Consider the following 23,237-nt stretch of genomic DNA (forward strand, 5'->3'; position numbering starts at 1 on the left):
CGGCCAATTCACCTACCCGGAATTTCCGTGGCGCAGTGCTCAAACCAGCGGAGTCTAGCCCGCTTTTTCGGGGCTGAACATTCTTGTCAAAGCGTCGAGGCAGGCGCACACTGAATTCGACGGGGTGCCTGGCTGACAGCAGCAACCCGGGCAAGCAGACCGAGTGCCTGCAATCTGTTCCCTCTCTCCCTGCACACGCGAAAGGAGTTCTCGATGAACCTGAAGATCAGCGGACACCACCTTGAAGTGACCCCTGCACTGCGTGAATACGTGCTGACCAAACTAGACCGCGTGACCCGGCATTTCGACCAGGTGGTTGATGTCAACGTCCTGCTGACGGTGGAAAAGATGAAGGAGAAGGAACGACGACAGAAAGCGGAAGTGACCTTGCATGTGAAGGGCAAGGACATCTTCGTGGAACAGTCCCACGAAGACCTGTACGCCGCCATCGACACCTTGATGGACAAGCTGGATCGGCAAGTCTGCCGCCACAAGGAACAGCTCCAGAACCATCACCACGTCGCCGTGAAGCGGCAAGTCGTTGCAACAACCTGAGTTCAGACCTCTGACGCACAGGCGGCCCCACAGGGGCCGCTTTTTGTTGGTGCTCCACACAGGGGGCTGAAAAACAGCACAATGTTGCTGCAATGCAGCACGGCTTGGCTTCTCAACCGTGTCAGCGCATGTTCAGATTCCCAGAAGCCTGCCGATTTCTATAATCCGCACCCTTGACCAGACGCAACGTCGTTCTGAAGCCGTCACACAGAGACACGTCGGAGTACCTGCCATGAACCGCCTTGCCGCCATCCTGCCCGCAGCCAACGTGCTGGTCGGGGTGGAAGCCACCAGCAAAAAGCGCGCGTTCGAGCACGCCGGCCTGCTGTTTGAAAACCAGCACTCGATTGCCCGTGCCACGGTGACCGACAACCTGTTCGCCCGTGAACGGCTGGGCTCCACCGGCCTGGGTCACGGCGTGGCCGTGCCGCATGGCCGCGTCAAGGGCCTGAAGAACCCGCTGGCCGCCGTGCTGCGTGTCGAGAACCCGATTCCGTTTGACGCACCCGATGACGAGCCGGTCAGCCTGCTGATCTTCCTGCTGGTGCCCGAAGCTGCCACCCAGCGTCACCTCGAAATCCTCTCGGAAATCGCCGAGCTCCTGTCAGACCGCGAACTGCGCGAGAAGCTCAAGGCCTCGCCTGACGCCGCTGAGGTGCACCGCCTGATCGAAGGCTGGGAACCGCTGAAGTCGGTCGCCTGACCAGCCAGCCCCAACAGCGTCGCGCCGCGTGAAGCCCATTTCAATCAGCGCCGAGGCGCTGTTCGAGGAACACCAGCCCGCCCTCAAGTGGGAATGGATCGCTGGTCATGCCCATCCTGAGCGTCGTTTTGACGACGCCGCCGTGCGCGATGCGCATTCGGCCGCCGACCTGGTCGGCTACCTGAACTACATCCACCCTTACCGGGTGCAGATCGTCGGCCGACGTGAAGTGGCCTACCTCGGTGAAGGCGTGCCCCTGGAGGTGCAGGAACGCCGCATCCAGCGCATCGTCACGCTGGAGCCACCCGTCCTGATCGTGGCCGACGGCGAACATGCCCCTGATCGCCTCGTGGCCATGTGCGACCGCGCCGAGATCCCGCTGTTCACCACCGCGCATTCCGCCGGCCACGTCATCGACGTGGTGCGCTCTTACCTCAGCCAGCTGTTCGCTGACCGCACCACCCGCCATGGCGTCTTCATGGACATTCTGGGCCTGGGCGTGCTGCTGACCGGTGAATCCGGCCTGGGCAAGAGCGAGCTGGGCCTGGAGCTGATCTCGCGCGGACACGGCCTGGTGGCCGACGACGCGGTTGATCTCTACCGCGTCGCGCAAACCACCCTGGAAGGCCGCTGCCCCGAACTGCTGATGAACCTGCTGGAGGTGCGCGGCATCGGCCTGCTCGACATCAAGGCCATCTTTGGCGAAACCGCCGTGCGGCGGAAGATGCGCCTGAAGCTCATCGTGCACCTGGTCCGCAAGGAAACCATGGAGCGGGAGTTCGAGCGTCTGCCTTACGAACCGCTGTACGAAGACATCCTGGCCATCCCTGTGCGCAAGGTGGTCATTGCGGTGGATGCCGGCCGCAACCTGGCCGTGCTGGTGGAAGCCGCGGTGCGCAACACCATCCTGCAGTTGCGCGGCATCGACACCTACCAGGAATTCATCCAGCGGCATCAGGCCGCGATGGGCCAGAACCAGGATTTCTGACCGGCGCTGCCGGGCGGTGCTCGCAGTCGGTCTTGGTGCAGTGCCCGTACAGCGACAGCGCGTGGTCCTGCAGCTCGAAGCCGCGGGCCTGCGCCACCGAGCGCTGACGCGCCTCGATGTCCGGATCGAAGAACTCTTCAACCCGCCCGCAGGTCAGGCACACGAGGTGGTCGTGGTGCTGGCCCTCGTTGAGCTCGAACACCGACTTGCCTGACTCGAAATGGTTGCGGCTCAGCAAACCCGCCTGCTCGAATTGCATCAGCACGCGGTACACGGTGGCCAGGCCGATGTCCGACCCTTCCGTCAGCAAGGCCTTGAAGACGTCCTCGGCCGTCATGTGCCGCTGCTGCGACTTCTGGAAAATCTCGAGGATCCGGATGCGGGGCAGCGTAGCCTTCAGGCCGCTGCTCTTGAGTTCGTCTGCGTTGGTCATGCTGTCTTCCTGATCTGCGGCCGCAGCCATTGCCGATGGGGTCGCTAGAATCGTCGCATCATAGCCAGCCTGCCCCGGGTTGGCACTTCACACCCTGCAGGCATACTCCGCCCCATGCGATTTTTGTCCTACTCCCGAACGGCCGCTCTGGCGCCCGTGGCCCTGGCGCTTTGCCTGCTGGGCGGCTGCTCCACGATCTCCAACACCCTGTCGAACGGCATCACCAGCGTGATTTCGCCCTACCGCAGCGACATCGTGCAGGGCAATGTGATCACCCGCGAGCAGATGGCCAACATCAAGCCGGGCACCAGCCGCGCCGACGTGCGTGACGCGCTGGGCTCGCCGCTGATCGCCGACGCCTTCCACGCCAACCGCTGGGATTACGTCTTCACGCTGCGCCGCCCGGGCGTGGAGCAGCAACGCCGCGCGGTCGTCATCCTGTTTGAAGGCGACAAGGTGGCTTCGATCGACGCCCCCGAGCTGCCCACCGAACTCGATTTTGTCGCCAGCATCAGCCGCGGCGCACCCAGCACCAACGTGCGCAAGCTGGAGCTGACCGACGAGCAACGCGCCGAGTTGCCAGCTCCGAAGCCGGTGAGTGCCGCCGCCGCCAACCAGCCGCAAGGCGCTGTTCGCACCTACCCGCCGCTGGAGGCACCGTGAGCGCCGCCGCCCCCTTGCGCATCGCGATCGCCGGTGCCAGCGGCCGCATGGGCCGCATGCTGATCGAAGCCGTCCACCAGGCCGATGACTGCGTGCTGGCCGGCGCACTCGACGTGCCCGGCAGCCCGGCGCTTGGCAATGACGCCACCGCATGGCTCGGCCATCAAAGCGGCGTGGCCATCACGTCCGACCTGCGCGCCGGCCTGGCCAACGCGCAGGTGCTGATCGACTTCACGCGCCCCGAAGGCACGCTGGCCCACCTGGCGGTGTGCCGCGAGCTGGGCATCAAGGCGGTGATCGGCACGACCGGCTTCTCCGACGAGCAGAAGGCGCAGATCAACGAGGCCGCTGCGGATGTGGCCATCATGATGGCGCCCAACATGAGCGTGGGCGTGAACGTCGTGCTCAAGCTGCTCGACATGGCCGCACGCGCCCTTAACGAGGGCTACGACATCGAGATCATCGAAGCCCATCACCGCCACAAGGTGGACGCGCCCAGCGGTACCGCGCTGGCCATGGGTGAAACCGTGGCGGCTGCCCTGGGCCGCGACCTGAAGGCCTGCGCCGTCTACGGCCGCGAAGGCGTGACCGGCGAGCGCGATCCGTCCACCATCGGCTTTGCCACCGTGCGTGGTGGCGACATCGTCGGCGACCACACCGTGCTGTTTGCCGGCACCGGCGAGCGCATCGAGATCACCCACAAATCGTCGAGCCGCGTCACCTATGCCCAAGGCAGCCTGCGCGCCGCCCGCTTCCTGGCGAGCCGCCCGAACGGGCTGTTCGGCATGAACGACGTGCTGGGTCTGGCCTGACGCCATGGGCGGCCTGCCGGAGTTCTGGTCCGAAAGTGATGCCATCGGCCGCGCCGTCGCGCTGGCCTTGCTGGCCATGTCGGTGGGCGCCTGGGTCCTGATCCTCTGGAAGGGCTGGCTGCTGAACCGGGCCCGCCACGACATCACCCACGGCACGGCCATCTTCTGGGATGCGCCCGAGCTGGCCGCCGCACGCGAGCGCCTGCAGGCGATCGACCGCGAACAGACCCTGCTGCCCCTGGTGGAGGCGGCCTTCGCCCAGCCGACGGGCGGCACGCTGCAAGCCCAGGGCGACGCTGCCGCGCAGCGCACGCGCCGGCTGCGCGACGCCTTGAATGATGTCTTGAACCGGCTGCAATCGGGCCAGGTCTTCCTGGCGTCGGTCGGGGCCGTGGCGCCGTTTGTCGGCCTGTTCGGCACCGTCTGGGGCATCTATCACGCGCTGCTGGGCATGGCGAGCAGCGGCTCGATGAGCATCGACAAGATCGCCGGCCCAGTGGGTGAAGCGCTGGTGATGACCGCCGCCGGCCTGGCCGTCGCCATTCCGGCCGTGCTGGCCTACAACGTGTTCGGCAAGCGCGTGGGCCAGTGCGAGGCCGAGCTTGAAGGCTTTGCGCACGACCTGCATGAACTCGCCGGCCACCGCGCCGCGCCCTCGGGCGACTGAGCCATGGCCTTCGGCCGACTGGAACGCCACCGCGCACAGGCGCCGATGAGCGACATCAACATGACGCCGCTGATCGACGTGATGCTGGTGCTGCTGGTGATTTTCATGATCGCCGCGCCGCTGATGACCAGCAAGCTGAAGCTGGACCTGCCCAAAGCCAACGGCGCGCCAACGCAGACGCCGAAGCAGCCGCTGCGCCTGGGGCTGGACGCCGAAGGCACGCTCTACCTGGGCGACGAACGCATCACGGCCGAGGAACTGGCCACCCGCGCCGCAGCCGCTGCCAAGACCGACCCGACCACCGAGGTGCAACTGCGCGCCGACGTGAAGGTGCCCTACGGCCGCGTGGCCGAATTGATCGCGCAGTTGCAAGCCGCGGGCTTAAGCCGCATCGGCTTCATCACCAGCACCGCGGCGCCCAGCCGTTGATCCGCTGATCCGCTGACAACTCAGGGCCGTGGCGCAACGCCCGGCACCGCCTGCACCAGCGGCCGGGCCTGCAGCAGCACGATGCGCCCCTGCGGGTCGGTCGCCCATTCGATGTCCTGCGGCGCCGGGCCCAGCAGGCGCTGCACGCGCTGGCCGGTTTCCGCCAGCCCCCGCACCAGCGCGTCCGTCAGCACGGCGCGGCCCGGTGGCTGAGCTTCCTCGCGCACGCCGCCGGCCGCATCCAGCAGCAGGGCCACCGGGTCTTCGCTGCGGCTGAGCACCTGCACGGCGTGGCTGCGGTGGTGATACAGCACCTGCTCGGCCTGCCGCTTGCCTTCCACTACCCGGATGCCCAAGCCGCGCTTGGCCGACACATAACTCAGGCCCGGCCGCTGGGGGTCGAACGGGTTGATCGTGGCCAGCACGCCTGACGACTGCGCCGCCACCGCCCGCTGCACCAGCACGCCCATCACCACGCTGTCCTGCGGCACGCCGGCCCAGCGGCGCGCTTCCCAGGCGTCGGCGTTCCACACCGACGCCCACACCGTGCGCACCGCATCGGCCAGGGCCTCCGGCCGCGTCACGTTGGGCACGGTGGTGTAGAGCCCGGCACCGCTGAAGCCCGGCAAGTCTTCCGAGTTGGATGAGCTGCGCACGAACACGCCATCGCCGCCCAGCTGCTGCTGCCAGCGTGCCAGCCAGCCACGCTCATCGCCCTCGGGCAGCGGCACGGTCAGCAGGGTCTGGCGCAGCGTGGCCAGGGCCTCGGCGCGCACCCGGCGGTCGGTGGCAAAACCCGGGGTGGCCTGGGCACGCGCCAGCGCCTCGCGGGCGGCCGGCTGGGCCATGAAGGCAGCGAAGCGGCCGAACGGGATGCAGAAGCCGTCTGGCACCGGCGCCACGCCGGGGAAGGCGCCCCGCTGCCACGCGGTGGTCAAGGCTCCGAGGTTGGCCGCCTTGGCGCCGCAGCGGCGGCGGTCGGCCACACCCAGCCGGGCCAGCGGCACCAGCTCATCACGGCGCAGCTCAGGTGCCGGCCAAGTCGTGACCGGTGCGCGCAGCACCTGCCCGGCCTGGGCGCGCTCGGCCTCGGTGGCGCGCACCAGCGTCACACCGGTGCGGGCCACGTCCAGGCGCACCCACTCGCCCGCCAGGCTGCGCCAATCGCGGGTATCCAGCACCCAGGCGTTCGGAATGCCCCAGCCGCGCGCCAGCAGGTTCACATGCGACAAGGTGGTGGACGGCCGCGCCGTGATCACGCCAGCTACCGGCGGCAGGCCCAGCGGCACCTCATCGAGCAGCACGATGTCGTCCGGTGCCAGGTCATCCACCGCATCGGCATCGGCCACCACGCGCAGGCGGCCCACGGCCCGGCCCACGTTGAGCGGCAGAAAACCTTGTTCTCGAATCAGATCAACGGCGGCCAGCATCGGCACCCCCAGCGTCTCGCCCACCGCCTGCTGGGCCTGTGAATTGGGCTTGAAGCGCAGCAGCGCGTAGAAGCTGTCCTGCAGCGATTGCCGCGCCAGGCGCAGCAGGTTGGCATCGAGTTGATCGCCTTCCCAGAATTCGAAGGTCCAGGCCTGGCTGGCCGATTGCCAGGCCAAGGTGCCGAACAGGTGGCGGCGCTGGGGGGAGCGGTAGTTGGCCTTGAAGGCCCGCTCGTCGATCTGCGTCAGGCCGTCACGCGCTTGCAGGAACTGCTGGTGCAGCGCGTACCGGCGGCTGTCGATGTACTGCACCTGGTTGCCTCGGCCGCGGTCAATCAGGAACAGCAGGTGCGGCAGCGCCAGCGGCGTGCCGGCGTCCATCACCCGCGCGAGGCGGTCGGCGTCAACGCGGCTGCCGATGCGCGGCAGCCAGCCCGCCGGCACGGGCGTGGCACCTGCCGGCGTCGAGATAGGCCCGGGCCGGGGGGCGATCGACCGATAGCCCGAGGGCTTTTCAGCGAGCTGGGCGTGGGCCGGGCCGGCCAGGCTGGCCACCACCGCAAAGGCAACTGAAGCCGCCAGCCAGACAAGGCGGCGCGAGGGGATGGGAACAAGACGTCCGGGCATCGGGCCATGATGCCAAGGGCACGCGCGATAATCAGCGCCATGAACGAGAAATACGTCCCCGCCGAGGTCGAAGCCGCCGCCCAGGGCCACTGGAATGCCCGTGATGCCTACCGTGTCACCGAGGATGCGAATCGCCCCAAGTTCTACGCCTGCTCGATGCTGCCTTACCCGTCGGGCAAGCTGCACATGGGCCATGTGCGCAACTACACCATCAACGACATGCTGACCCGCCAGCTGCGCATGAAGGGCTTCAATGTCCTGATGCCGATGGGCTGGGACGCATTCGGCCTGCCGGCTGAAAACGCCGCGATGAAGGGCGGTGTGCCGCCCGCACAGTGGACGTACTCGAACATCGCCTACATGAAGGGCCAGATGCAGGCCATGGGCCTGGCGATCGACTGGTCGCGCGAGGTGGCCACCTGCCAGCCGCAGTACTACAAGTGGAACCAGTGGCTGTTCCTGCAGATGCTGAAGGCCGGCATCGCCGAGCGCCGCACCCAGGTCGTCAACTGGGACCCGGTCGACCAGACCGTGCTGGCCAACGAGCAGGTCATCGACGGCCGCGGCTGGCGCTCTGGCGCGCTGGTTGAAAAGCGCGAGATCCCCGGCTACTACCTGAACATCGTCCAGTACGCCGACGAGCTGCTGGGCGCCGTGGCCAATCCGGAAGATCCGAACTACCTGTCGGGCTGGCCCGAGCGCGTGCGCCTGATGCAGGAAAACTGGATCGGCAAGAGCGAAGGCGTGCGCTTCGCCTTCCCGCACCAGATCACGGGCGCTGATGGCGCGCTGATCCAGGACGGCAAGCTCTACGTCTTCACCACCCGTGCCGACACCGTCATGGGCGTGACCTTCTGCGCCGTGGCGCCTGAGCACCCGCTGGCCACGCATGCCGCGGCCACCAACCCGGCGCTGGCGGCGTTCATCGTCGAGTGCGGCCAAGGCGGCACCACGGAAGCCGAACTCGCCACCCAAGAGAAGAAGGGCATGGCCACCGGCCTGTTCGTGACGCACCCGCTGACGGGCGCGCAGGTGGAAGTGTGGGTCGGCAACTATGTGCTGATGAGCTACGGCGACGGCGCCGTGATGGGCGTGCCTGCCCATGACGAGCGGGACTTCGCCTTCGCGAAGAAGTACGACCTGGCGATCAGGCAGGTGGTGGCCGTGGAAGGCGAAACCTTCTCCACCGACGCCTGGGCCGACTGGTATGGCGACAAGCAGAAGTGCGTCTGCGTGAACTCCGGCGAGCTCGATGGCCTGGGCCAGAAGGCCGCCGTGGGCAAGGTGGCCGAGCTGATGGCCGCCAAGGGCCTGGGCGAGAAGAAGACCACCTGGCGCCTGCGCGACTGGGGCATCAGCCGCCAGCGCTACTGGGGCACGCCGATCCCGATCATCCACTGCGACGACTGCGGCGCCGTGCCGGTGCCCGAGCAGGACCTGCCGGTCGTGCTGCCGGAAGACCTGATCCCCGACGGCTCAGGCAACCCGCTGAACAAGTGCGCGAGCTTCCTCAACGTGGGCTGCCCGAAGTGCGGCAAGCCGGCCCGCCGCGAAACCGACACGATGGACACGTTCATCGATTCGTCGTGGTACTTCATGCGCTATTGCGATCCGGCGAACCCGGACGCGATGGTGGCGGAGGGTGCCAAGTACTGGATGCCGATGGACCAGTACATCGGCGGCATCGAGCACGCCATCCTGCACCTGCTGTACGCCCGTTTCTGGACCAAGGTCATGCGTGACCTGAAGCTGATCGACGTGAGCGAGCCCTTCACCCGCCTGCTGACGCAGGGCATGGTGCTGAACCACATCTACTCGCGCCGCACCGACAAGGGCGGCATCGAGTACTTCTGGCCGCACGAGGTGGAGAACGTCGCTGACGAGACCGGCAAGGTCATCGGCGCCAAGCTCAAGGAAGCCAAGGGCGACCTGCCGGCCGGCACCGCCATCGACTACCAGGGCATCGGCACGATGTCCAAGTCGAAGAACAACGGCGTCGATCCGCAGGACCTGATCAACACCTACGGCGCCGACACCGCGCGCCTGTTCGTGATGTTCGCCAGCCCGCCCGAGCAGACCCTGGAGTGGAACGACTCCGGCGTGGAAGGCGCGCACCGCTTCCTCAAGCGCGTGTGGGCGTTTGGCGCCAAGCAGGCCGAGCACCTGCGCCGCGCCACGGCCACCGACCTGTCGGGCGCCGCCCTGCGGGCCGATGCCAAGGTGCTGCGCCGCGAGATGCACCTGGTGCTGCGCCAGATGAGCCATGACTACGAGCGCATGCAGTACAACACCGTGGTGTCGGGCTGCATGAAGCTGCTGAACGCGCTCGAGGCCTTCAAGCCGGACGGCAGCGACGGCGATGCCGCCGTGCTGTGCGAAGGCATGTCGCTGCTGCTGCGCGCGCTCTACCCGGCCTGCCCGCACATCAGCCACGGCCTGTGGACCGACCTCGGCTATGCCGCGGTGGTGGGCGAGCTGCTGGACGCCCCGTGGCCGCAGGTGGACGAAGCCGCGCTGGTGCAGGACGAGATCGAGCTGGTGCTGCAGATCAACGGCAAGCTGCGTGGCGCGGTGAAGGTGCCGGCTTCGGCCGACAAGGCCGCCATCGAAGCCGCTGCGGTGGCGGCGCTGGCCGATCCGGAACTGGCCAAGTTCACCGAGGGCAAGCCGCCCAAGAAGGTGGTCGTGGTGCCGGGCCGCCTCGTCAACGTGGTGGTCTGACCCTTGAGCCGCCTGACCGCCCCGATTGACCTCGCCCCGGCTGCGCTGCCGAACACCGAGGCGCGTCCATCACGCCGCACCTGGCTGCTGGCGGCTGCCGCCGGCCTGGGTGTCTCGTTGGGTGCGGGCTTGAGCGGCTGCGGCTTCGCGCTGCGCCAGCCCGCGGCCCTGCCCTACACGCGCATCGCGCTGCAGGGCTTTGCCGTGCGCTCACCGATGCTCGACGAGATTCGCCACGCGCTGCCGCCCAGCTGCGTGGTGGTCGACAGCCCGGCGGCGGCGCAGGCCGTGATCGTGGCGCTGGAAGACAAGGTCACACGCACCGTGGCGGCCTCCACCTCGGCCGGCGAAGTGCGCGAGTTCCGCCTGCGCGTGACGCTGAAGTTCCGGCTGGCAGGCCCCGGCGGCGAAGAATGGCTGCCAGCCACCGAGCTGGAGCAGTCACGCGACATGAGCTACACGGAATCCGCGGCACTGGCCAAGGGCAGTGAAGAGGCCGGCCTGCTGCGCGCCATGCGCGCCGACCTGGCCCGGCAGCTGCTGGCGATGCTGGCCGCCACGGGCCGGCAGGCCCGCTGAGCGCCCGACGCTGATCGCCTCCGATGCAAGTTCGCGCCGCCGACATCGCTGCCCACCTGCAGCGCCAGGGCCTCAAGGCCATCTACACCGTGCACGGCGACGAGCCGCTGCTGGCGCAAGAGGCGGCTGACACCATCCGCGCGGCGGCCCGCGCCCAGGGCTTTGGCGACCGCCAGGTGTTCACCGTCAGCGGCGCGCATTTCGACTGGAGCGGCGTGCTGGGCGCGGCACAGTCGATGGGCCTGTTCGCCGATCAGCAGCTGATCGAGATCCGCATTCCCTCCGGCAAACCGGGCAAGGAAGGCTCCACCGCGCTTCAGCAGTATTGCGACGCGCTGGGCGACGGCTTGCTGACCATCGTGCACCTGCCACGCCTGGACAAGCAGCAACTGACGAGCGCCTGGTTCCTCGCGCTGGACCGCGCTGGCGTCACCGTGCGGGTCGATCCGATCGAGCGGCACCAGCTGCCCACCTGGATCGCCCACCGCCTGGCCGCACAAGGCCAGCGGCTGGCCGCCGGTGAAAGTGGCCAGCAGGCGCTGACGTTCTTTGCGGACCGCGTGGAAGGCAACCTGCTCGCGGCCCACCAGGAATTGCAGAAGCTGGCCTTGCTGTACCCGGCGGGCGAGCTCAGCATCGAGCAGATCCAGGACGCCGTGCTCGACGTGGCCCGGTTCGACGTGTTCAAGCTCGGCGCCGCCGTGCTGGCCGGCCAGACCGGCCGCGCCCTGCGCATGCTCGAAGGCCTGAAGGCCGAGGGCGAAGCCGCCGTGCTGGTGCACTGGACGCTGGCCGACGACGTGCGGGCGCTGTACCGCGCGCGGGCCGCCATGGACGACGGCAAACCCCTGCCGATGGCCCTGCGCGAAGCCCGGGTCTGGGGCGACAAGGAGCGGCTCTTCGAGCGCCTGCTGCCCACGCTCGACACAACCGCGCTGGCCCGCCTGGTGGACGCCGCCAGCATCTGCGACGGCCTGGTCAAGGGCCTGCGCCACCCCGACTGGCCCGGCGACGCCTGGGACGGCCTGCGCCGCCTGGTGCTGCTGACACTCGACACGCTGGCACCGGCACAGACGCCGCGCGGCCAGGCGATGCGACCACCGATGGCGCTGCAGACGGCGCCGGCGCGCTGAGGCGCTGGGCGCGCGCTGTCCTCAGCGGCCCTCCGCAGTTCTCGGCTTTTTCAATACCCTGCGCTGCGCGACACCTGATGCGCCAGCGGCCTGCCCGCCCGCAAAGCCTGCACATTGGCCGCGACTACCGCGGCCGCACTGCGCGGGTCCGTGGCCGCTGCCGCATGCGGCAGCACGGTGACCTTGGGATGCCGCCAGAAGGCATGCGCCGTCGGCAGCGGTTCGGTGGCGAACACGTCGAGCACGGCCCGGCTGATGTGCCCGCTGCTCAGCGCCGCGAGCAGATCGGCCTCCACCAGATGCGCGCCGCGCGCCAGGTTCACCACCGAGGCGCCCTTAGGCAACCGGGCAAACAGCTCGGCGTTCAGCAGACCGGTGGTGGCGGGCGTCAAGGGCAGCAGGTTGATGAGCACGTCTGTCTGGGCCAGCAAACCGGGCAAGGCCGGCAGGCCTGAGCAGGAAGGCACCGGCGAGGGCGAAGCCGGCGGCTCAGCCCCCAGGCGCCACCCAGTCACCGCATAGCCCGCAGCCTGCAGGGCACGCGCCACGGTGCCGCCCATCTGGCCCAGGCCGAGCACGCTCACGCGCACCTCGTCAGCCCGGCGCTGCGGCAGCGGCAGCCAGCACGCCTCGGCCTGCTGACGCGCGTAGTCGAAGAAACCGCGGTGCAGCGAGAGCACGGCCCACAAGGCGGTCTGCGCCATCGCGTCATTCATGTGTGGATCGACCATGCGGGCGACCGGCACGTCCGGTGGCAAGGTGCTGTCCAGCATCAGGCGGTCCACACCGGCCCACAGCGACTGGATGAGCCGCAAACCAGGCAGACCTTGCAGGCTGCCGGCCGGCGGATTAGCCACCACGGCCACGTCCACCTCGCCGCGTTCTGCAGATGACAGCGCCGTCAAGATCCGTTCTTGGGGGAGCGCGGCCTGCAGATGTGTCCGCCAAGACACGATGTCGGCGGGGTCGAGGTTTCCGCACAGATAAACAGTCATGCGGGGCAGCTTAACCGGTACAGAATGTCACGAACTGACACACAGCAGCGTAGGAGGCGCTCAGCGTGGCCGGCACCAGCAATGACAACCTACGCAACAGCATGCGCAACAGCGGCTGGCCCGAGGCTTCGCCCGCCACAGAGCGAATGCCCGAGCGGCTGACCGAGCGGTCGGGTGCTGGCGGGCACGCTGCAGGGCGGCGCTGGCCCACGCATGTGCGTGTTGGCGCTGCGCTGGCGGCCGGTGCCGTGCCCGTGGCCCTCGGTGCGTGGCTGGCGCCGTGGTGGCCTGTGGCCTGGGGCGCGCAGTCGCTCTGGCCCACGCTGGCCGCCGTGAGTGCCGGCGTCACCTATGCCACCCTGCGGAAAACGTTGCTGCAGCCGCTCTCGGCGGTGGCCTTGCGCACCGGTCTGCTGGCCGACCCCGATGCCGCCAGCGCCAGCCAGTCACGCGACCAGGTGGCCCTGCTGGGTCAGCAGATGAGCCAGGCGCATGAGCGCCTGCGCATGCTGGAAGGTGCGCTGGAGGCCGGCCACAGCGAGTTGCGCCGCCTGGCCATGGCCGACCAGCTGACCGGCCTGCCGAACCGGCGCCTGTTCGGCGAATTGTTCGACCACGCGCGGGCCACGGCCCTGCGGCAGCGCCACCCGATGGCCCTGCTCTACATTGACCTGGATCATTTCAAGCAGGTCAACGACACCCTTGGCCACCCCGCAGGCGACGAGTTGCTGCTGTGCATCAGCCAGCGCCTGCGCGACGCGGTGCGCGAATCAGACTTGCTGTGCCGCCTGGGCGGTGACGAATTTGCCGTGCTGCTGACCCCGGTGGCCGGCGTCGAATTGCTGGCACAGGCCGCCCTGCGCTTGATCCACGCGGTGGAGGTGCCGGTGCCCCTGGGGCAGCAAGGCGCCAGCGCATCGGTGTCGGCCAGCGTGGGCATTGCCTGCTTCCCGCGGGACGGCGACACGCTGGAGTTGCTGCTGCAGCGGGCTGATCAGGCCATGTACCAGGCCAAGGCCGCCGGGCGCAGCCGCTTCTCCATCTACCGCCCCAACACCACCGACGAAGACACGAGCACGCCGTTGTCGGGCGACATGCGCCTGCACTGGCAGCCGGTGATCGACACCCGCACGGGCCAGGCGGTGTCAGCCGAAGCCCTGATGCGCTGGCAGCACCCGCGCGAAGGCCTGCTGCCGCCCGCCCGCTTCCTGGGCAAGGTGGAGGCCGCCGGCGACATGCCCAAGCTCGGCCGCCAGACGCTGGACGAAGCCTGCGCACAGATGGCGCGCTGGAAGGCCAGCCACCATTCGCCCGCGCAGGTGTCGGTGAATGTGTCGGCCTCGCAGTTGCGGGACCCGGGCTGGGCCCAGGCGCTGGATGAGTCGCTGCGCAAGCATGGCCTGCTGGCCGGCGAGCTGGCAGTGGAGCTCACCGAAAGCAGCCTGATGGAAGACGCTGAAACGGTGATGCCGCAGATCGATGCGATGCACACCTTGGGCGTGTCCCTGATGGTGGACGATTTCGGCACCGGCCCGATGTCATTGGCACGCCTGCAGCAGCTGCGCCCGACGCGGCTGAAGATCGATGCCAGCTTCGTGCAGCGACTGCCGGGTGATCCGCGCGCACTGGCGATGATCGACGGCATCGTGCGACTGGCCCGCAGCCTCGACATCGGCGTGGTGGCCGAAGGCGTGGAAACCGCAGCCCAGCGCGATGCCCTGCACGGCCTGGGCTGCCACCACCAGCAGGGTTACCTGTTCGGCGCGCCGAGGGCCCCGCTGGACGAGCCCGACTGGCCTGTGGGCCCATCGATCAACAAGGCCAGCAACCGCCCGATCGCACACTGAACGGTGGCTGAGCGCACGGCTGTGCGGTCACCATCCAGGTTGAGCAGGCTGGCCGTGGTGTGGATGGTGTTGTGAATGGTCGCATCGCCCTGGGCGGCGCCGGCTTCCACGGCATTCTCCACGTCCACGGCTTCTCGCCAACCCAGCGCCAGCCACACCGTGCCGACCGGCTTGCCTGGCACCGCACCGCCCGGGCCGGCAATGCCCGTCACCGCCACCGAGACCATCGCCCGGCTGTGCAGCAAGGCGCCCTGTGCCATGGCCAACGCCACCGCTTCGCTCACAGCACCGTGGGCGTCGATCAGCGCCGCTGGCACGCCCAGCATCTGTGTCTTGGCCTCATTGCTGTAGGTCACGAAACCGCGGTCGAACCAGTCACTGGAACCCGCCACGCTGGTGCACAGCGCCGCGATGAGCCCGCCGGTGCAACTCTCGGCGGCGCACATCATGGCGCCACGGGCCCGCAGTGCATCGGCCAGGGCCGGCAGTTGCTGCGTCAGTGCGTCGGTGTTCAGCAGCAGGGTGCTCATGGCGCGGTCACGGGATGATCAGATTTTCCAGAGGGCCAGCACGATCAAGGTGCAGAGTGCCGCCACCAGGTCGTCGAACAGGATGCCGAAGCCTTGCGCCCAACCCGGCGCCTGGCCAGGCGCGGCCTTGAACAGCCGATCGGCCCAGCCCACCGGGCCCGGCTTGGCCGCATCAAACAGGCGGAACACGAGAAACGCCGCCAGCTGCCAGACCCAGCTCGCGGGCATCACGATCCAGAGAATCAGCCAGAAGGCCAGCACCTCGTCCCAGACCACCGGGCCCGGATCACCCGTGCCCAGCGCCTGCGCCGTACGCGTGCAGGCCCACCAGCCGATGCCGAAGCCCGCCAGCAGCACGCCCGCCCACTGCACGTCGTTCAACCAGGGGTTGAGCACCAGGAATGCCACCCAGGCCCACAGCGTGCCCACGGTGCCGGGCGCGATGGGCGACAAGCCGCTGCCGAAGCCGAACGACAGCCAGTGCGCCGGGTGGCTGAACATCAGGCGCACCGTGGGGCGCCGGGGGGCTGCCGGTGCCGGTGTCGACGAAATCGGTGTCGGATCCGCCTGGTCGAATGAAGTCGAGTTCAGCGACGGCAACGCAGCGTCCCCATCAGTCCGTGAAGGCTCGGTCACCATCTGGCGTCAGCTCCGGAAGTGGTCGAAGGCCTGTCGGCCGGAAAGGTCCAGCGGCACGCCGCCAGCGCCCAGCACCTGCACACCGTCGCCAGCGCACAGGCTGCCCACCAGGGTCACGGGCGTGGCCGCTTCCTGCGCCGCGGCGCGCACCGCGTCGCGGCGTGACGGCGGTGCGGTGAACAGCAGCTCGTAGTCATCGCCGCCGGTCAGCAGACACAAGGCCTGGACCTCGTCTTGCTGCTCGGCCATCAGCGCCGAGCGCGGCAGATCAGCCAGGCGCAATTGCGCGCCCACGCCGGAGCGCCGCAGCACATGGCCGAGGTCGCCCAGCAGGCCATCGCTCAGGTCGATCGCGCTGGTGGCCACGCCGCGCAGCGCCAGGCCGAGCGCGACGCGCGGCTGCGGGCACTCCATCGCGCGGCGGGCGTGCTCGAAAGCCTCGCCTGACAGTTGCAGCTGGCCGCGGAACACTTCGAGCGCCAAGCGGGCATGACCCAGCATGCCGCTGATCCACACATCGTCGCCCACCAGCGCGCCGCTGCGCAGCAGCGCCTGGCCGGGGGGCACCTCGCCCATCACGGTGATGCCGATGGTCAAGGGCCCGGCGGTGGTGTCGCCCCCCACGAGTTCGATCTGGTGTTCGTCTGCCAGCGCCAGCAGGCCTTGGGCGAAGGGCGCGAGAAAGGCCTCGTCGACGCGCGGCATCGACAGGCTCAGCGTGAAGGCCAGCGGCCGGGCGCCGCAGGCCGCCAGGTCACTCAGGTTGACGGCCAGCGATTTGTGGCCGAGCCGCGCGGGGTCAACCGTGGACAGGAAATGCCGACCCTCGACCAGCAGATCGGTCGAGACAGCGAGCTGCATGCCCGGAGCGGGCGTCAGCAAGGCGCAGTCATCACCCACGCCCAGCGCCGCGCGGCGCACAGGCCGCTTGAAGTAGCGCTCGATCAGTTCAAATTCACCCAATGCCATGGGCGGATTCTCGCTGATGGGTGGGCCCAGCAGCGGCCTGCATGGGCCGGCTGCAGTTGGCGAACGTCACCCTTGGCGCAGCAGGTTGGCCAGCTCGACCGCCGATTTGACGTTCATCTTCTCGAAGACGCGGGCGCGGTGTACTTCCACCGTGCGCACGCTGATGTCGAGTGCGTCGGCGATCAGCTTGTTCGGCTTGCCCTCGACCACCAGCTGCATCACCTCGCGTTCACGCTCGGTCAGGTCCGAGAGCGCCTGTTGCGTGGCGCGCTGGTCCACACGCGCCTCCAGCACCGCTTCGCTGCGCAGCAGGGCCTGCTCGACCCGGTCCACCAGCGCATTGTCAGAGAAAGGCTTCTCGACGAAGTCGAAGGCGCCGCGCTTGACCGCCGCCACCGCAGTGGGCACGTCACCATGGCCGGTCAGGAAGATCACGGGCAGGGCGTCCACCAGGCCGCGCTCGATCAGGCGCTCGAACAGCGCCAAGCCGCTCATGCCGGGCATGCGCACATCCAGCAGCAGGCAGGACGGCGAGCCCGGCCAGGCCGACGGGTTGGCGGCCTTTTCATCCAGCATGGCCTCGAAGGCCTCGGCGCTGCCAAAGCCTTCCGAGAGCAGCCGGCGTGAGCGCAGCAGCCACGCCAGGGCATCACGCACCACATCCTCGTCGTCTACAAGGTAGACCATCGGCAATCCGAACCGGGCAGAAGTCAAACTCATGGCGCGTGGGTGGACGTTGGGCGACGGGTGGCGTCGGGAACGGCTAGGGTAAACCGGAAAGTGGTGCCGCGGCCATCCGGCGTGGCGGGGCCGTGGTCGAGTGCGCCGCCATGCTGCTCGATCACGGTGCGGCAAAGCGACAAGCCCAGGCCCATGCCCTCTTCCCGCGTGGTGAAGAAGGGCGTGAACAGGCGCTGCGCCACGTCGGGCGCGATGCCCGGACCGGCATCCGACACGCTGAACTGCACCCAGCGCGGATGGGTCTGGGCCACGGTGATCGTCAGTACCCGCTCTGCCAGCGGCGTGGCTTCCATCGCCTGCACGCCATTGCGGGTGAGGTTCAGCAACACCTGCTCGACCATGGTGCGGTCGGCCACCACGCGCGGCGCGGGCTTCGGGCACTGGATCTCGATGCGGGTGCCGCTCTTGCGCGCCTGCAGTCGCACCAGCGGCAACACCGATTCGATCAGCTGATCGGCCCCCACCGCCTCGCGCGCCTGCTCACGGCGACGCACGAAGCCGTGCACGCTCTTGATCACGCGGCCGGCGCGTTCCGCCTGCTCGGCAATGCGCTGCAGCGCCTGCTTGAGCAGCCCCTGCAACTCCGGGTCAGCCTCGGGCTCGGCCATCAGGTTGAGCGAACCGGTGGCATAGCTGGCAATGGCTGCGAGCGGCTGGTTGAGCTCATGGCTGAGCAGCGACGCCATCTCGCCCACGGTGGCCAGGCGGGCCGTGGCCTGCAGGCGTTCCTGCTGCTGGCGCGAGAGCTCTTCCATGCGGCGCTCACCGCTCACATCCAGCACCGCGCTCATCCAGCCGGCGTGGTGGCCCACGCGGTCCAGCAGCGGCGCCTCGTAGATCATCACCGGGAAGCGCTCGCCATTGCGGCGCATGAACAGGGTCTCGAAGCCCTCGCGGTGGCTGCGGTCGGTCTCCAGGCTCAGGCGAGAGGCCTGCCGCTGGCGGTACTCATCGACCTGCTCGGGCGGCCAGTACGGCGGCGGGCTCTGGCCCACCAGCTCGTCGGCGGAGTAGCCCGTCATCGCGCAGAACGCCGGGTTCACGTAGGTGATGCGGCCGCTCACGTCACGCGCCCGCAGGCCGGTGACGAGCGAGTCTTCCATCGCCCGTCGGAAGGCCAGCGCCTCAGCCAATGCGGTTTCGGCACGGGTGCGCCGGCGCATGTCGCGGGCCAGCACCACCACCAAGGCGAACAAGATGAGCGAGAGGCCCAGCACCAGGGCGATCGCCACGTTCGGAATCAAGCCCGGCCGGCCCTGCGCAGCATCCGCCCGCAGCTGGATGGAATAACCCGGCAGGTCGACCAGCCGGGTGGCGTAGTACACCCCGGCGCCGCGCAGCGAGCCCGCACGCACGAGGCGCGTACCGTCCGCCTCGACCAGCGAAACTTCATGGCTCGTCAGGCCGGCCGCATGCCCGGCCTCGTCCAGCAGCGCACCCAGGCCCATCGTGGCCACCAGATAGCCCTCCGGATGCCCGGCACGGCTGAACGGCACGCACAAATCAATCACCTCGGCGCCCAGGCCACCCTGCTGCGGCACGAAATACGAGCGCGAGAAGGCCGGCGCCGCCGTGCGTCGGGCCGCGGCACAGGCGGCCTGCGATTCAATGTCGAGCTCGGTGCGGGCAATGCTGCTGAACAGCGGATTGCCGTAGCCGGTGTCCTCGGCGTCGGTGATCTTCAGCGACATGTTGCGCAGCTCGAGCCGCAGCAGCTCACGCCGCTGGCGCAGCATTTCGCGGGCGTCGTTGCGCCACTGGCCGACCGACGGGTCATTCCAGAGCAGCGACTGCACGCTCTGCTGCACGCGCTGAACCACCCGGCGCATCTCGAGCGAGCCGGCCGCCGCCGCGGTGTCGGCCTGGTCCTGCGCCCTTGATTCCTCGTAGCTGAAGGTCAGCCACAACAGCAGGCTCTGCGCCACCAGCAGCAGCAGCACCAGCGCGGCCCACAGCCAGCGCCGCCCACCCCGCACTTCACGGACGGGCTCGGCAGCAGGCACGGCGGATACCGGAGCGTCAGTCACAGCAGGCATGTACAAAAAGGAGGCAGACCACAGCGCGTCGAGTATCAACGGCATGGTCCGGGTCGGGATAAGCAGTTTCGCGCATGCGATTGACAGGTTCCCGGCGCACACTGTCGGGCCGCGGGCTGCGGATCTCCGTGTGGGCGGGTGCGTTTTTGCGCCGCTCCTAGAATCCTCTCCCCTCTTGCGATCGAACCCAAGGAAGCTCCCTGATGCCGTCCGCCGAAGAAAAACAAGCCGAGTTGCGCCGCGCCGCGCTTGAGTATCACGAGTTCCCGACGCCGGGCAAGATCGCCATCAGCGCCACCAAGCAGCTGATCAACCAGCGCGATCTGGCCCTGGCCTACTCGCCCGGCGTGGCCGCAGCCTGCGAAGAAATCGTCGAAGACCCGGCGAACGCTTTCCGCTACACCTCGCGCGGCAACCTGGTGGCCGTGGTCACCAACGGCACCGCGGTGCTGGGCCTGGGCGACATCGGCCCGCTGGCTTCCAAGCCGGTGATGGAAGGCAAGGGCGTGCTTTTCAAGAAGTTCGCCGGCATCGACGTCTTCGACCTGGAAATTGACGAGAAGAACCTCGACAAGCTGGTCGACATCATCGCGTCGCTGGAGCCCACCTTCGGCGGCATCAACCTCGAAGACATCAAGGCCCCGGATTGCTTCTACGTCGAGCGCAAGCTCCGTGAACGTCTGAAGATTCCAGTTTTCCATGACGACCAGCACGGCACCGCCATCGTGGTGGGCGCCGCCCTGCTGAACGGCCTGAAGGTGGTCGGCAAGAGCATCAAGGACGTCAAGCTGGTGTCCTCGGGCGCAGGCGCCGCCGCACTGGCCTGCCTGAACCTGCTGGTGAAGCTGGGCATGCCGCGCGAAAACATCTTCGTGACCGACCTGGCTGGTGTGGTCTGGAAGGGCCGCACCGAGCTGATGGACCCGGACAAGGACGAGTTCGCCCAGGACACGCCGCACCGCAGCCTGCGTGAAGCGATTGCGGGCGCCGACATCTTCCTGGGTCTGTCCGCCGGTGGCGTGCTCAAGGCCGACATGGTGGCCAGCATGGCAGCCTCGCCGCTGATCTTCGCGCTGGCCAACCCGAATCCGGAAATCATGCCGGAGGAAGTCAAGGCGGTGCGTGACGACGCCATCATGGCCACGGGCCGCACCGACTTCCCGAACCAGGTCAACAACGTCCTGTGCTTCCCGTACATCTTCCGTGGCGCCCTGGACTGCCGCGCGACCACCATCACCGACGAGATGGAAATCGCGGCGGTGCATGCCATCGCTGACCTGGCCCAGGCCGAGCAGAACGACGTGGTGGCAGCCGCTTACGCCGGCGCCACGCTGTCGTTCGGCCCGGAATACCTGATTCCGAAGCCGTTTGATCCGCGCCTGATGATGCAGATCGCGCCGGCCGTGGCCAAGGCCGCCGCCGAATGCGGCGTGGCCCAGATGCCCATCAAGGACATGCAGGCCTACCGCGACAAGCTGCAGACCTTCGTCTATGCCTCGGGCACGATGATGAAGCCGATCTATGCGGTCGCCAAGAAGGCCAAGGCCCGCCGCGTGGCCTACGCCGAAGGCGAAGACCGCCGTGTGCTGCGCGCCGTGCAGGTGGTGGCCGACGAAGGTCTGGCCCGCCCGGTGCTGGTGGGTCGTGCGTCGGTCATCAAGGCCCGCATCACGAAGCTGGGTCTGCGCCTGGAGGAGGGTCGCGACTACGAGATCGTCAACATCGACGATGACCGCCGTTACCGCGACTACTGGCAGACTTACCACCAAATGATGGAGCGCAAGGGCGTCACCGAGCAGTTCGCCAAGATCGAGATGCGCCGCCGCCTGACCCTGATCAGCAGCATGCTGCTGCACAAGGGCGAGGTCGACGGCATGATCTGCGGCACCTGGGGCACGACCTCGATGCACCTGGCGCACATCGACTCGATCATCGGCAAGCGCCCGGGCGTCAAGACCTACGCCTGCATGAACGGTCTGATCCTGCCGAACCGCCAGCTCTTCCTGGTGGACACGCACGTCAACTACGACCCGACCGCCGAGCAACTGGCCGAGATCACCATCATGGCGGCCGAGGAAATGCTGCGCTTCGGCATCCAGCCCAAGGCCGCCCTGCTGAGCCACTCGAACTTCGGCTCGAGCAACCAGCCGTCGGCCGTGAAGATGCGCGAGACGCTGGCCCTGGTGCAGCAGCAGGCCCCGTGGCTGGAAATCGACGGCGAAATGCACGGCGACACGGCCCTGGACGCCGAGTACCGCGCCGAGCTGATGCCGCGCAGCACGCTGAAGGGCGAAGCCAACCTGCTGGTGCTGCCGAACATCGACGCCGCCAACATCAGCTACAACCTGCTCAAGACCACGGCCGGCGGCGGCATCGCCATCGGCCCGGTCCTGCTGGGTGCGTCAAAGCCGGTTCACATCGTCACGCCTTCGGCCACCGTGCGCCGCGTGGTGAACATGACCGCCCTGACGGTCGCCGACGCCAACGCCGCTCGCTGAACTTTTGTGCGCAGGCCGCAGCCCCCGCCAAACGGGGCTGCGGCCACAAGTTAGCGCCCACTCAATCACCCTTGGTACAGCTGCTTTCAAGGCCGCGGACTTGTGGTATTGGAGCCAATCCGATACCATCATGGTTTAAGTATTCAGGGTAAACCCGTGGCGCGCTTTGATCCACTCCCGGTGGCTCAGTCCCTTCGCAAGTTGGGGCTCACTGCCAATGTGATGGTCAACGCAGCGGCAACTTTGAGCATCGTCGCCTTGTGCGCGTTGTTCACGCCGCAGCAGGTTCACGCTCGCGACACCGCACGGCTTGCCGACGTGGTGTCTCTGGGCAGCCTGCCCGCAGAAGCGCAGAAAACCGAGCAACTGATTCGGGCCGGTGGCCCGTTTCCGTACAGCAAGGACGGCAGCGTCTTCGGCAACCGCGAACGTGCGTTGCCTCGGCAAGCACGCGGCTACTACCGCGAGTACACAGTGCGCACTCCAGGCTCCCGCGACCGCGGTGCCCGGCGCATCGTGTGCGGCGGCAGCCCACCAACCCGCCCTGAAGCCTGTTATTACACCGATGACCACTATGCGAGCTTTCGCCGCATCGCACCGTGATCATCGACTCGGTTCATGAATTTTCTTGACCACAGGAGGAACGAGACCATGCTCTTGCAGACAGTCCGTCCCAACATCGTGCAGGCGATACGCGCGTACCGGATCGACGATCTGATGCGCGCGGCCCAGGAGTCGGGCCAGCACTTTCTGTTCGCCAATCTGACTGAAGCCCAGTCCAAGCAGGACGTGCTGGAAGGCATTGCCAGCTCATTCCTTTTCCCGTCTCACTTCGGGAAAAACCTGGACGCGCTCTACGATTGCATGACCGATCTGGTGCACAAGTCAGGCCCCCAGCCTGGCTTCGTGGTGGTGCTTGAACAGATCCCGGACAACTCGCGCTTCGACCGCGAGTCTCGGGAACAGCTGCTCGACGTTTTCCGTGATGCGGCCGATTACTGGTCGGACCGGAAGATACCGTTCAGATGTTTTTATTCTTTTCAGTAGCCCGCTCCCAAGAAAACGGGTCATGGGAGCGGGCTGCTGAAACGGCCCCAGAAGCTACTAAGCCGGCCACCAAGGCCAGCGCCAAGGCAGGCACCAATCCAAACTTCGGCACCAACATGCCGATGATGAGCAGTGCCTTCGACACCTCGATGTGGTTGAACGCCGCCTGAACGGCAGCGCAAACATCCGACTGAA

23 protein-coding genes are annotated in these 23,237 nt (G+C 67.9%); 15 read left to right on the forward strand and 8 right to left on the reverse strand.

Going from position 1 to position 23,237, the window contains the following annotated elements:
- Positions 1-213 precede the first annotated feature (213 nt).
- The 3 genes from hpf (at position 214) to hprK (ending at position 2,246) form a co-directional block, all read left to right on the forward strand.
- A complete protein-coding gene (hpf, locus tag AACH00_RS13185; protein WP_341399611.1) occupies positions 214-555 on the forward strand; it encodes a ribosome hibernation-promoting factor, HPF/YfiA family in 342 nt (113 codons plus the stop codon).
- 232 nt (positions 556-787) lie between these two features.
- Positions 788-1,258, forward strand: a complete 471-nt coding sequence (locus AACH00_RS13190; RefSeq protein ID WP_341399612.1) for a PTS sugar transporter subunit IIA — start codon at positions 788-790, stop codon at positions 1,256-1,258.
- 28 nt (positions 1,259-1,286) lie between these two features.
- Positions 1,287-2,246 (forward strand): HPr(Ser) kinase/phosphatase, encoded by a 960-nt coding sequence (hprK, locus tag AACH00_RS13195; protein WP_341399613.1) that lies wholly within the window; start codon positions 1,287-1,289, stop codon positions 2,244-2,246.
- On the opposite strand, the gene fur is transcribed toward hprK, so the two are convergent.
- A complete protein-coding gene (gene fur / locus AACH00_RS13200; RefSeq protein ID WP_341399614.1) occupies positions 2,200-2,679 on the reverse strand; it encodes a ferric iron uptake transcriptional regulator in 480 nt (159 codons plus the stop codon). The genes hprK and fur overlap by 47 nt on opposite strands.
- Before the next feature lie 114 nt (positions 2,680-2,793).
- Here fur and AACH00_RS13205 point away from each other — a divergent pair, with 114 nt between their 5' ends.
- From AACH00_RS13205 to AACH00_RS13220, 4 genes are read left to right on the forward strand one after another with little or no spacing between them, the layout of a single operon-like run.
- A complete protein-coding gene (locus tag AACH00_RS13205) occupies positions 2,794-3,342 on the forward strand; it encodes an outer membrane protein assembly factor BamE (RefSeq protein ID WP_341399615.1) in 549 nt (182 codons plus the stop codon).
- On the forward strand, positions 3,339-4,154 hold the full coding sequence (dapB, locus tag AACH00_RS13210) for a 4-hydroxy-tetrahydrodipicolinate reductase (protein WP_341399616.1): 816 nt from the start codon (positions 3,339-3,341) through the stop codon (positions 4,152-4,154). Before AACH00_RS13205 ends, dapB begins: the two co-directional genes overlap by 4 nt.
- 4 nt (positions 4,155-4,158) lie before the next feature.
- Positions 4,159-4,821, forward strand: coding sequence for a MotA/TolQ/ExbB proton channel family protein (locus AACH00_RS13215; RefSeq protein WP_341399617.1), 663 nt, complete (start codon positions 4,159-4,161; stop codon positions 4,819-4,821).
- Positions 4,822-4,824: 3 nt separating this feature from the next.
- Positions 4,825-5,250 (forward strand): ExbD/TolR family protein, encoded by a 426-nt coding sequence (locus tag AACH00_RS13220; protein WP_341399618.1) that lies wholly within the window; start codon positions 4,825-4,827, stop codon positions 5,248-5,250.
- Positions 5,251-5,270: 20 nt separating this feature from the next.
- On the opposite strand, the gene AACH00_RS13225 is transcribed toward AACH00_RS13220, so the two are convergent.
- The gene (locus AACH00_RS13225; protein ID WP_341399619.1) at positions 5,271-7,307 is read right to left on the reverse strand and encodes a PEP/pyruvate-binding domain-containing protein; all 2,037 of its coding nucleotides are present in this window, start codon (positions 7,305-7,307) and stop codon (positions 5,271-5,273) included.
- 39 nt (positions 7,308-7,346) lie between these two features.
- Between AACH00_RS13225 and leuS the strand changes: the two genes are divergently transcribed.
- Genes leuS through holA form a run of 3 tightly spaced genes read left to right on the forward strand, consistent with a single transcriptional unit; the run spans position 7,347 to position 11,740 of the window.
- The gene (gene leuS / locus AACH00_RS13230; RefSeq protein ID WP_341399620.1) at positions 7,347-10,028 is read left to right on the forward strand and encodes a leucine--tRNA ligase; all 2,682 of its coding nucleotides are present in this window, start codon (positions 7,347-7,349) and stop codon (positions 10,026-10,028) included.
- A 3-nt stretch (positions 10,029-10,031) separates the two neighbouring features.
- Entirely contained in the window at positions 10,032-10,607 is a 576-nt protein-coding gene (locus AACH00_RS13235; RefSeq protein ID WP_341399621.1) for an LPS-assembly lipoprotein LptE, read from the forward strand.
- Between the two features lie 23 nt (positions 10,608-10,630).
- Positions 10,631-11,740, forward strand: coding sequence for a DNA polymerase III subunit delta (holA, locus tag AACH00_RS13240; RefSeq protein ID WP_341399622.1), 1,110 nt, complete (start codon positions 10,631-10,633; stop codon positions 11,738-11,740).
- 50 nt (positions 11,741-11,790) lie between these two features.
- Here holA and AACH00_RS13245 read toward each other — a convergent pair whose 3' ends face one another.
- Complete coding sequence (locus AACH00_RS13245) at positions 11,791-12,645, reverse strand: 2-hydroxyacid dehydrogenase (protein WP_341399623.1); 855 nt, start codon at positions 12,643-12,645, stop codon at positions 11,791-11,793.
- Positions 12,646-12,800: 155 nt separating this feature from the next.
- Here AACH00_RS13245 and AACH00_RS13250 point away from each other — a divergent pair, with 155 nt between their 5' ends.
- Positions 12,801-14,582 carry a putative bifunctional diguanylate cyclase/phosphodiesterase gene (locus tag AACH00_RS13250; RefSeq protein ID WP_341399624.1) on the forward strand — a complete coding sequence of 594 codons (1,782 nt, stop codon included), beginning with the start codon at positions 12,801-12,803 and terminating at the stop codon, positions 14,580-14,582.
- Here AACH00_RS13250 and AACH00_RS13255 read toward each other — a convergent pair.
- The 5 genes from AACH00_RS13255 to AACH00_RS13275 form a co-directional block, all read right to left on the reverse strand.
- On the reverse strand, positions 14,486-15,112 hold the full coding sequence (locus AACH00_RS13255; protein WP_341399625.1) for a CinA family protein: 627 nt from the start codon (positions 15,110-15,112) through the stop codon (positions 14,486-14,488). The two genes, AACH00_RS13250 and AACH00_RS13255, sit on opposite strands and share 97 nt — an antisense overlap.
- Before the next feature lie 18 nt (positions 15,113-15,130).
- Entirely contained in the window at positions 15,131-15,751 is a 621-nt protein-coding gene (locus tag AACH00_RS13260; RefSeq protein ID WP_423221931.1) for a phosphatidylglycerophosphatase A family protein, read from the reverse strand.
- A 6-nt stretch (positions 15,752-15,757) separates the two neighbouring features.
- On the reverse strand, positions 15,758-16,720 hold the full coding sequence (gene thiL / locus AACH00_RS13265; RefSeq protein WP_341399627.1) for a thiamine-phosphate kinase: 963 nt from the start codon (positions 16,718-16,720) through the stop codon (positions 15,758-15,760).
- Between the two features lie 66 nt (positions 16,721-16,786).
- A complete protein-coding gene (locus tag AACH00_RS13270; protein WP_341399628.1) occupies positions 16,787-17,440 on the reverse strand; it encodes a response regulator transcription factor in 654 nt (217 codons plus the stop codon).
- Positions 17,437-19,497 (reverse strand): two-component system sensor histidine kinase NtrB, encoded by a 2,061-nt coding sequence (locus tag AACH00_RS13275; protein WP_341399629.1) that lies wholly within the window; start codon positions 19,495-19,497, stop codon positions 17,437-17,439. The genes AACH00_RS13270 and AACH00_RS13275 overlap by 4 nt, the downstream gene beginning before the upstream one ends.
- Positions 19,498-19,700: 203 nt before the next feature.
- Between AACH00_RS13275 and AACH00_RS13280 the strand changes: the two genes are divergently transcribed.
- The 4 genes from AACH00_RS13280 (at position 19,701) to AACH00_RS13295 (ending at position 23,212) form a co-directional block, all read left to right on the forward strand.
- On the forward strand, positions 19,701-21,995 hold the full coding sequence (locus AACH00_RS13280) for an NADP-dependent malic enzyme (protein WP_341399630.1): 2,295 nt from the start codon (positions 19,701-19,703) through the stop codon (positions 21,993-21,995).
- A 156-nt stretch (positions 21,996-22,151) separates the two neighbouring features.
- Positions 22,152-22,598, forward strand: a complete 447-nt coding sequence (locus AACH00_RS13285) for a guanyl-specific ribonuclease (RefSeq protein WP_341399631.1) — start codon at positions 22,152-22,154, stop codon at positions 22,596-22,598.
- Between the two features lie 48 nt (positions 22,599-22,646).
- Positions 22,647-23,042, forward strand: a complete 396-nt coding sequence (locus AACH00_RS13290) for a barstar family protein (protein WP_341399698.1) — start codon at positions 22,647-22,649, stop codon at positions 23,040-23,042.
- Entirely contained in the window at positions 23,021-23,212 is a 192-nt protein-coding gene (locus AACH00_RS13295; protein WP_341399632.1) for a hypothetical protein, read from the forward strand. The genes AACH00_RS13290 and AACH00_RS13295 overlap by 22 nt, the downstream gene beginning before the upstream one ends.
- The last annotated feature ends 25 nt before the right edge of the window (positions 23,213-23,237 follow it).

This window comes from Ideonella margarita, assembly GCF_038066635.1.
Taxonomy (GTDB): domain Bacteria; phylum Pseudomonadota; class Gammaproteobacteria; order Burkholderiales; family Burkholderiaceae_C; genus Ideonella; species Ideonella margarita.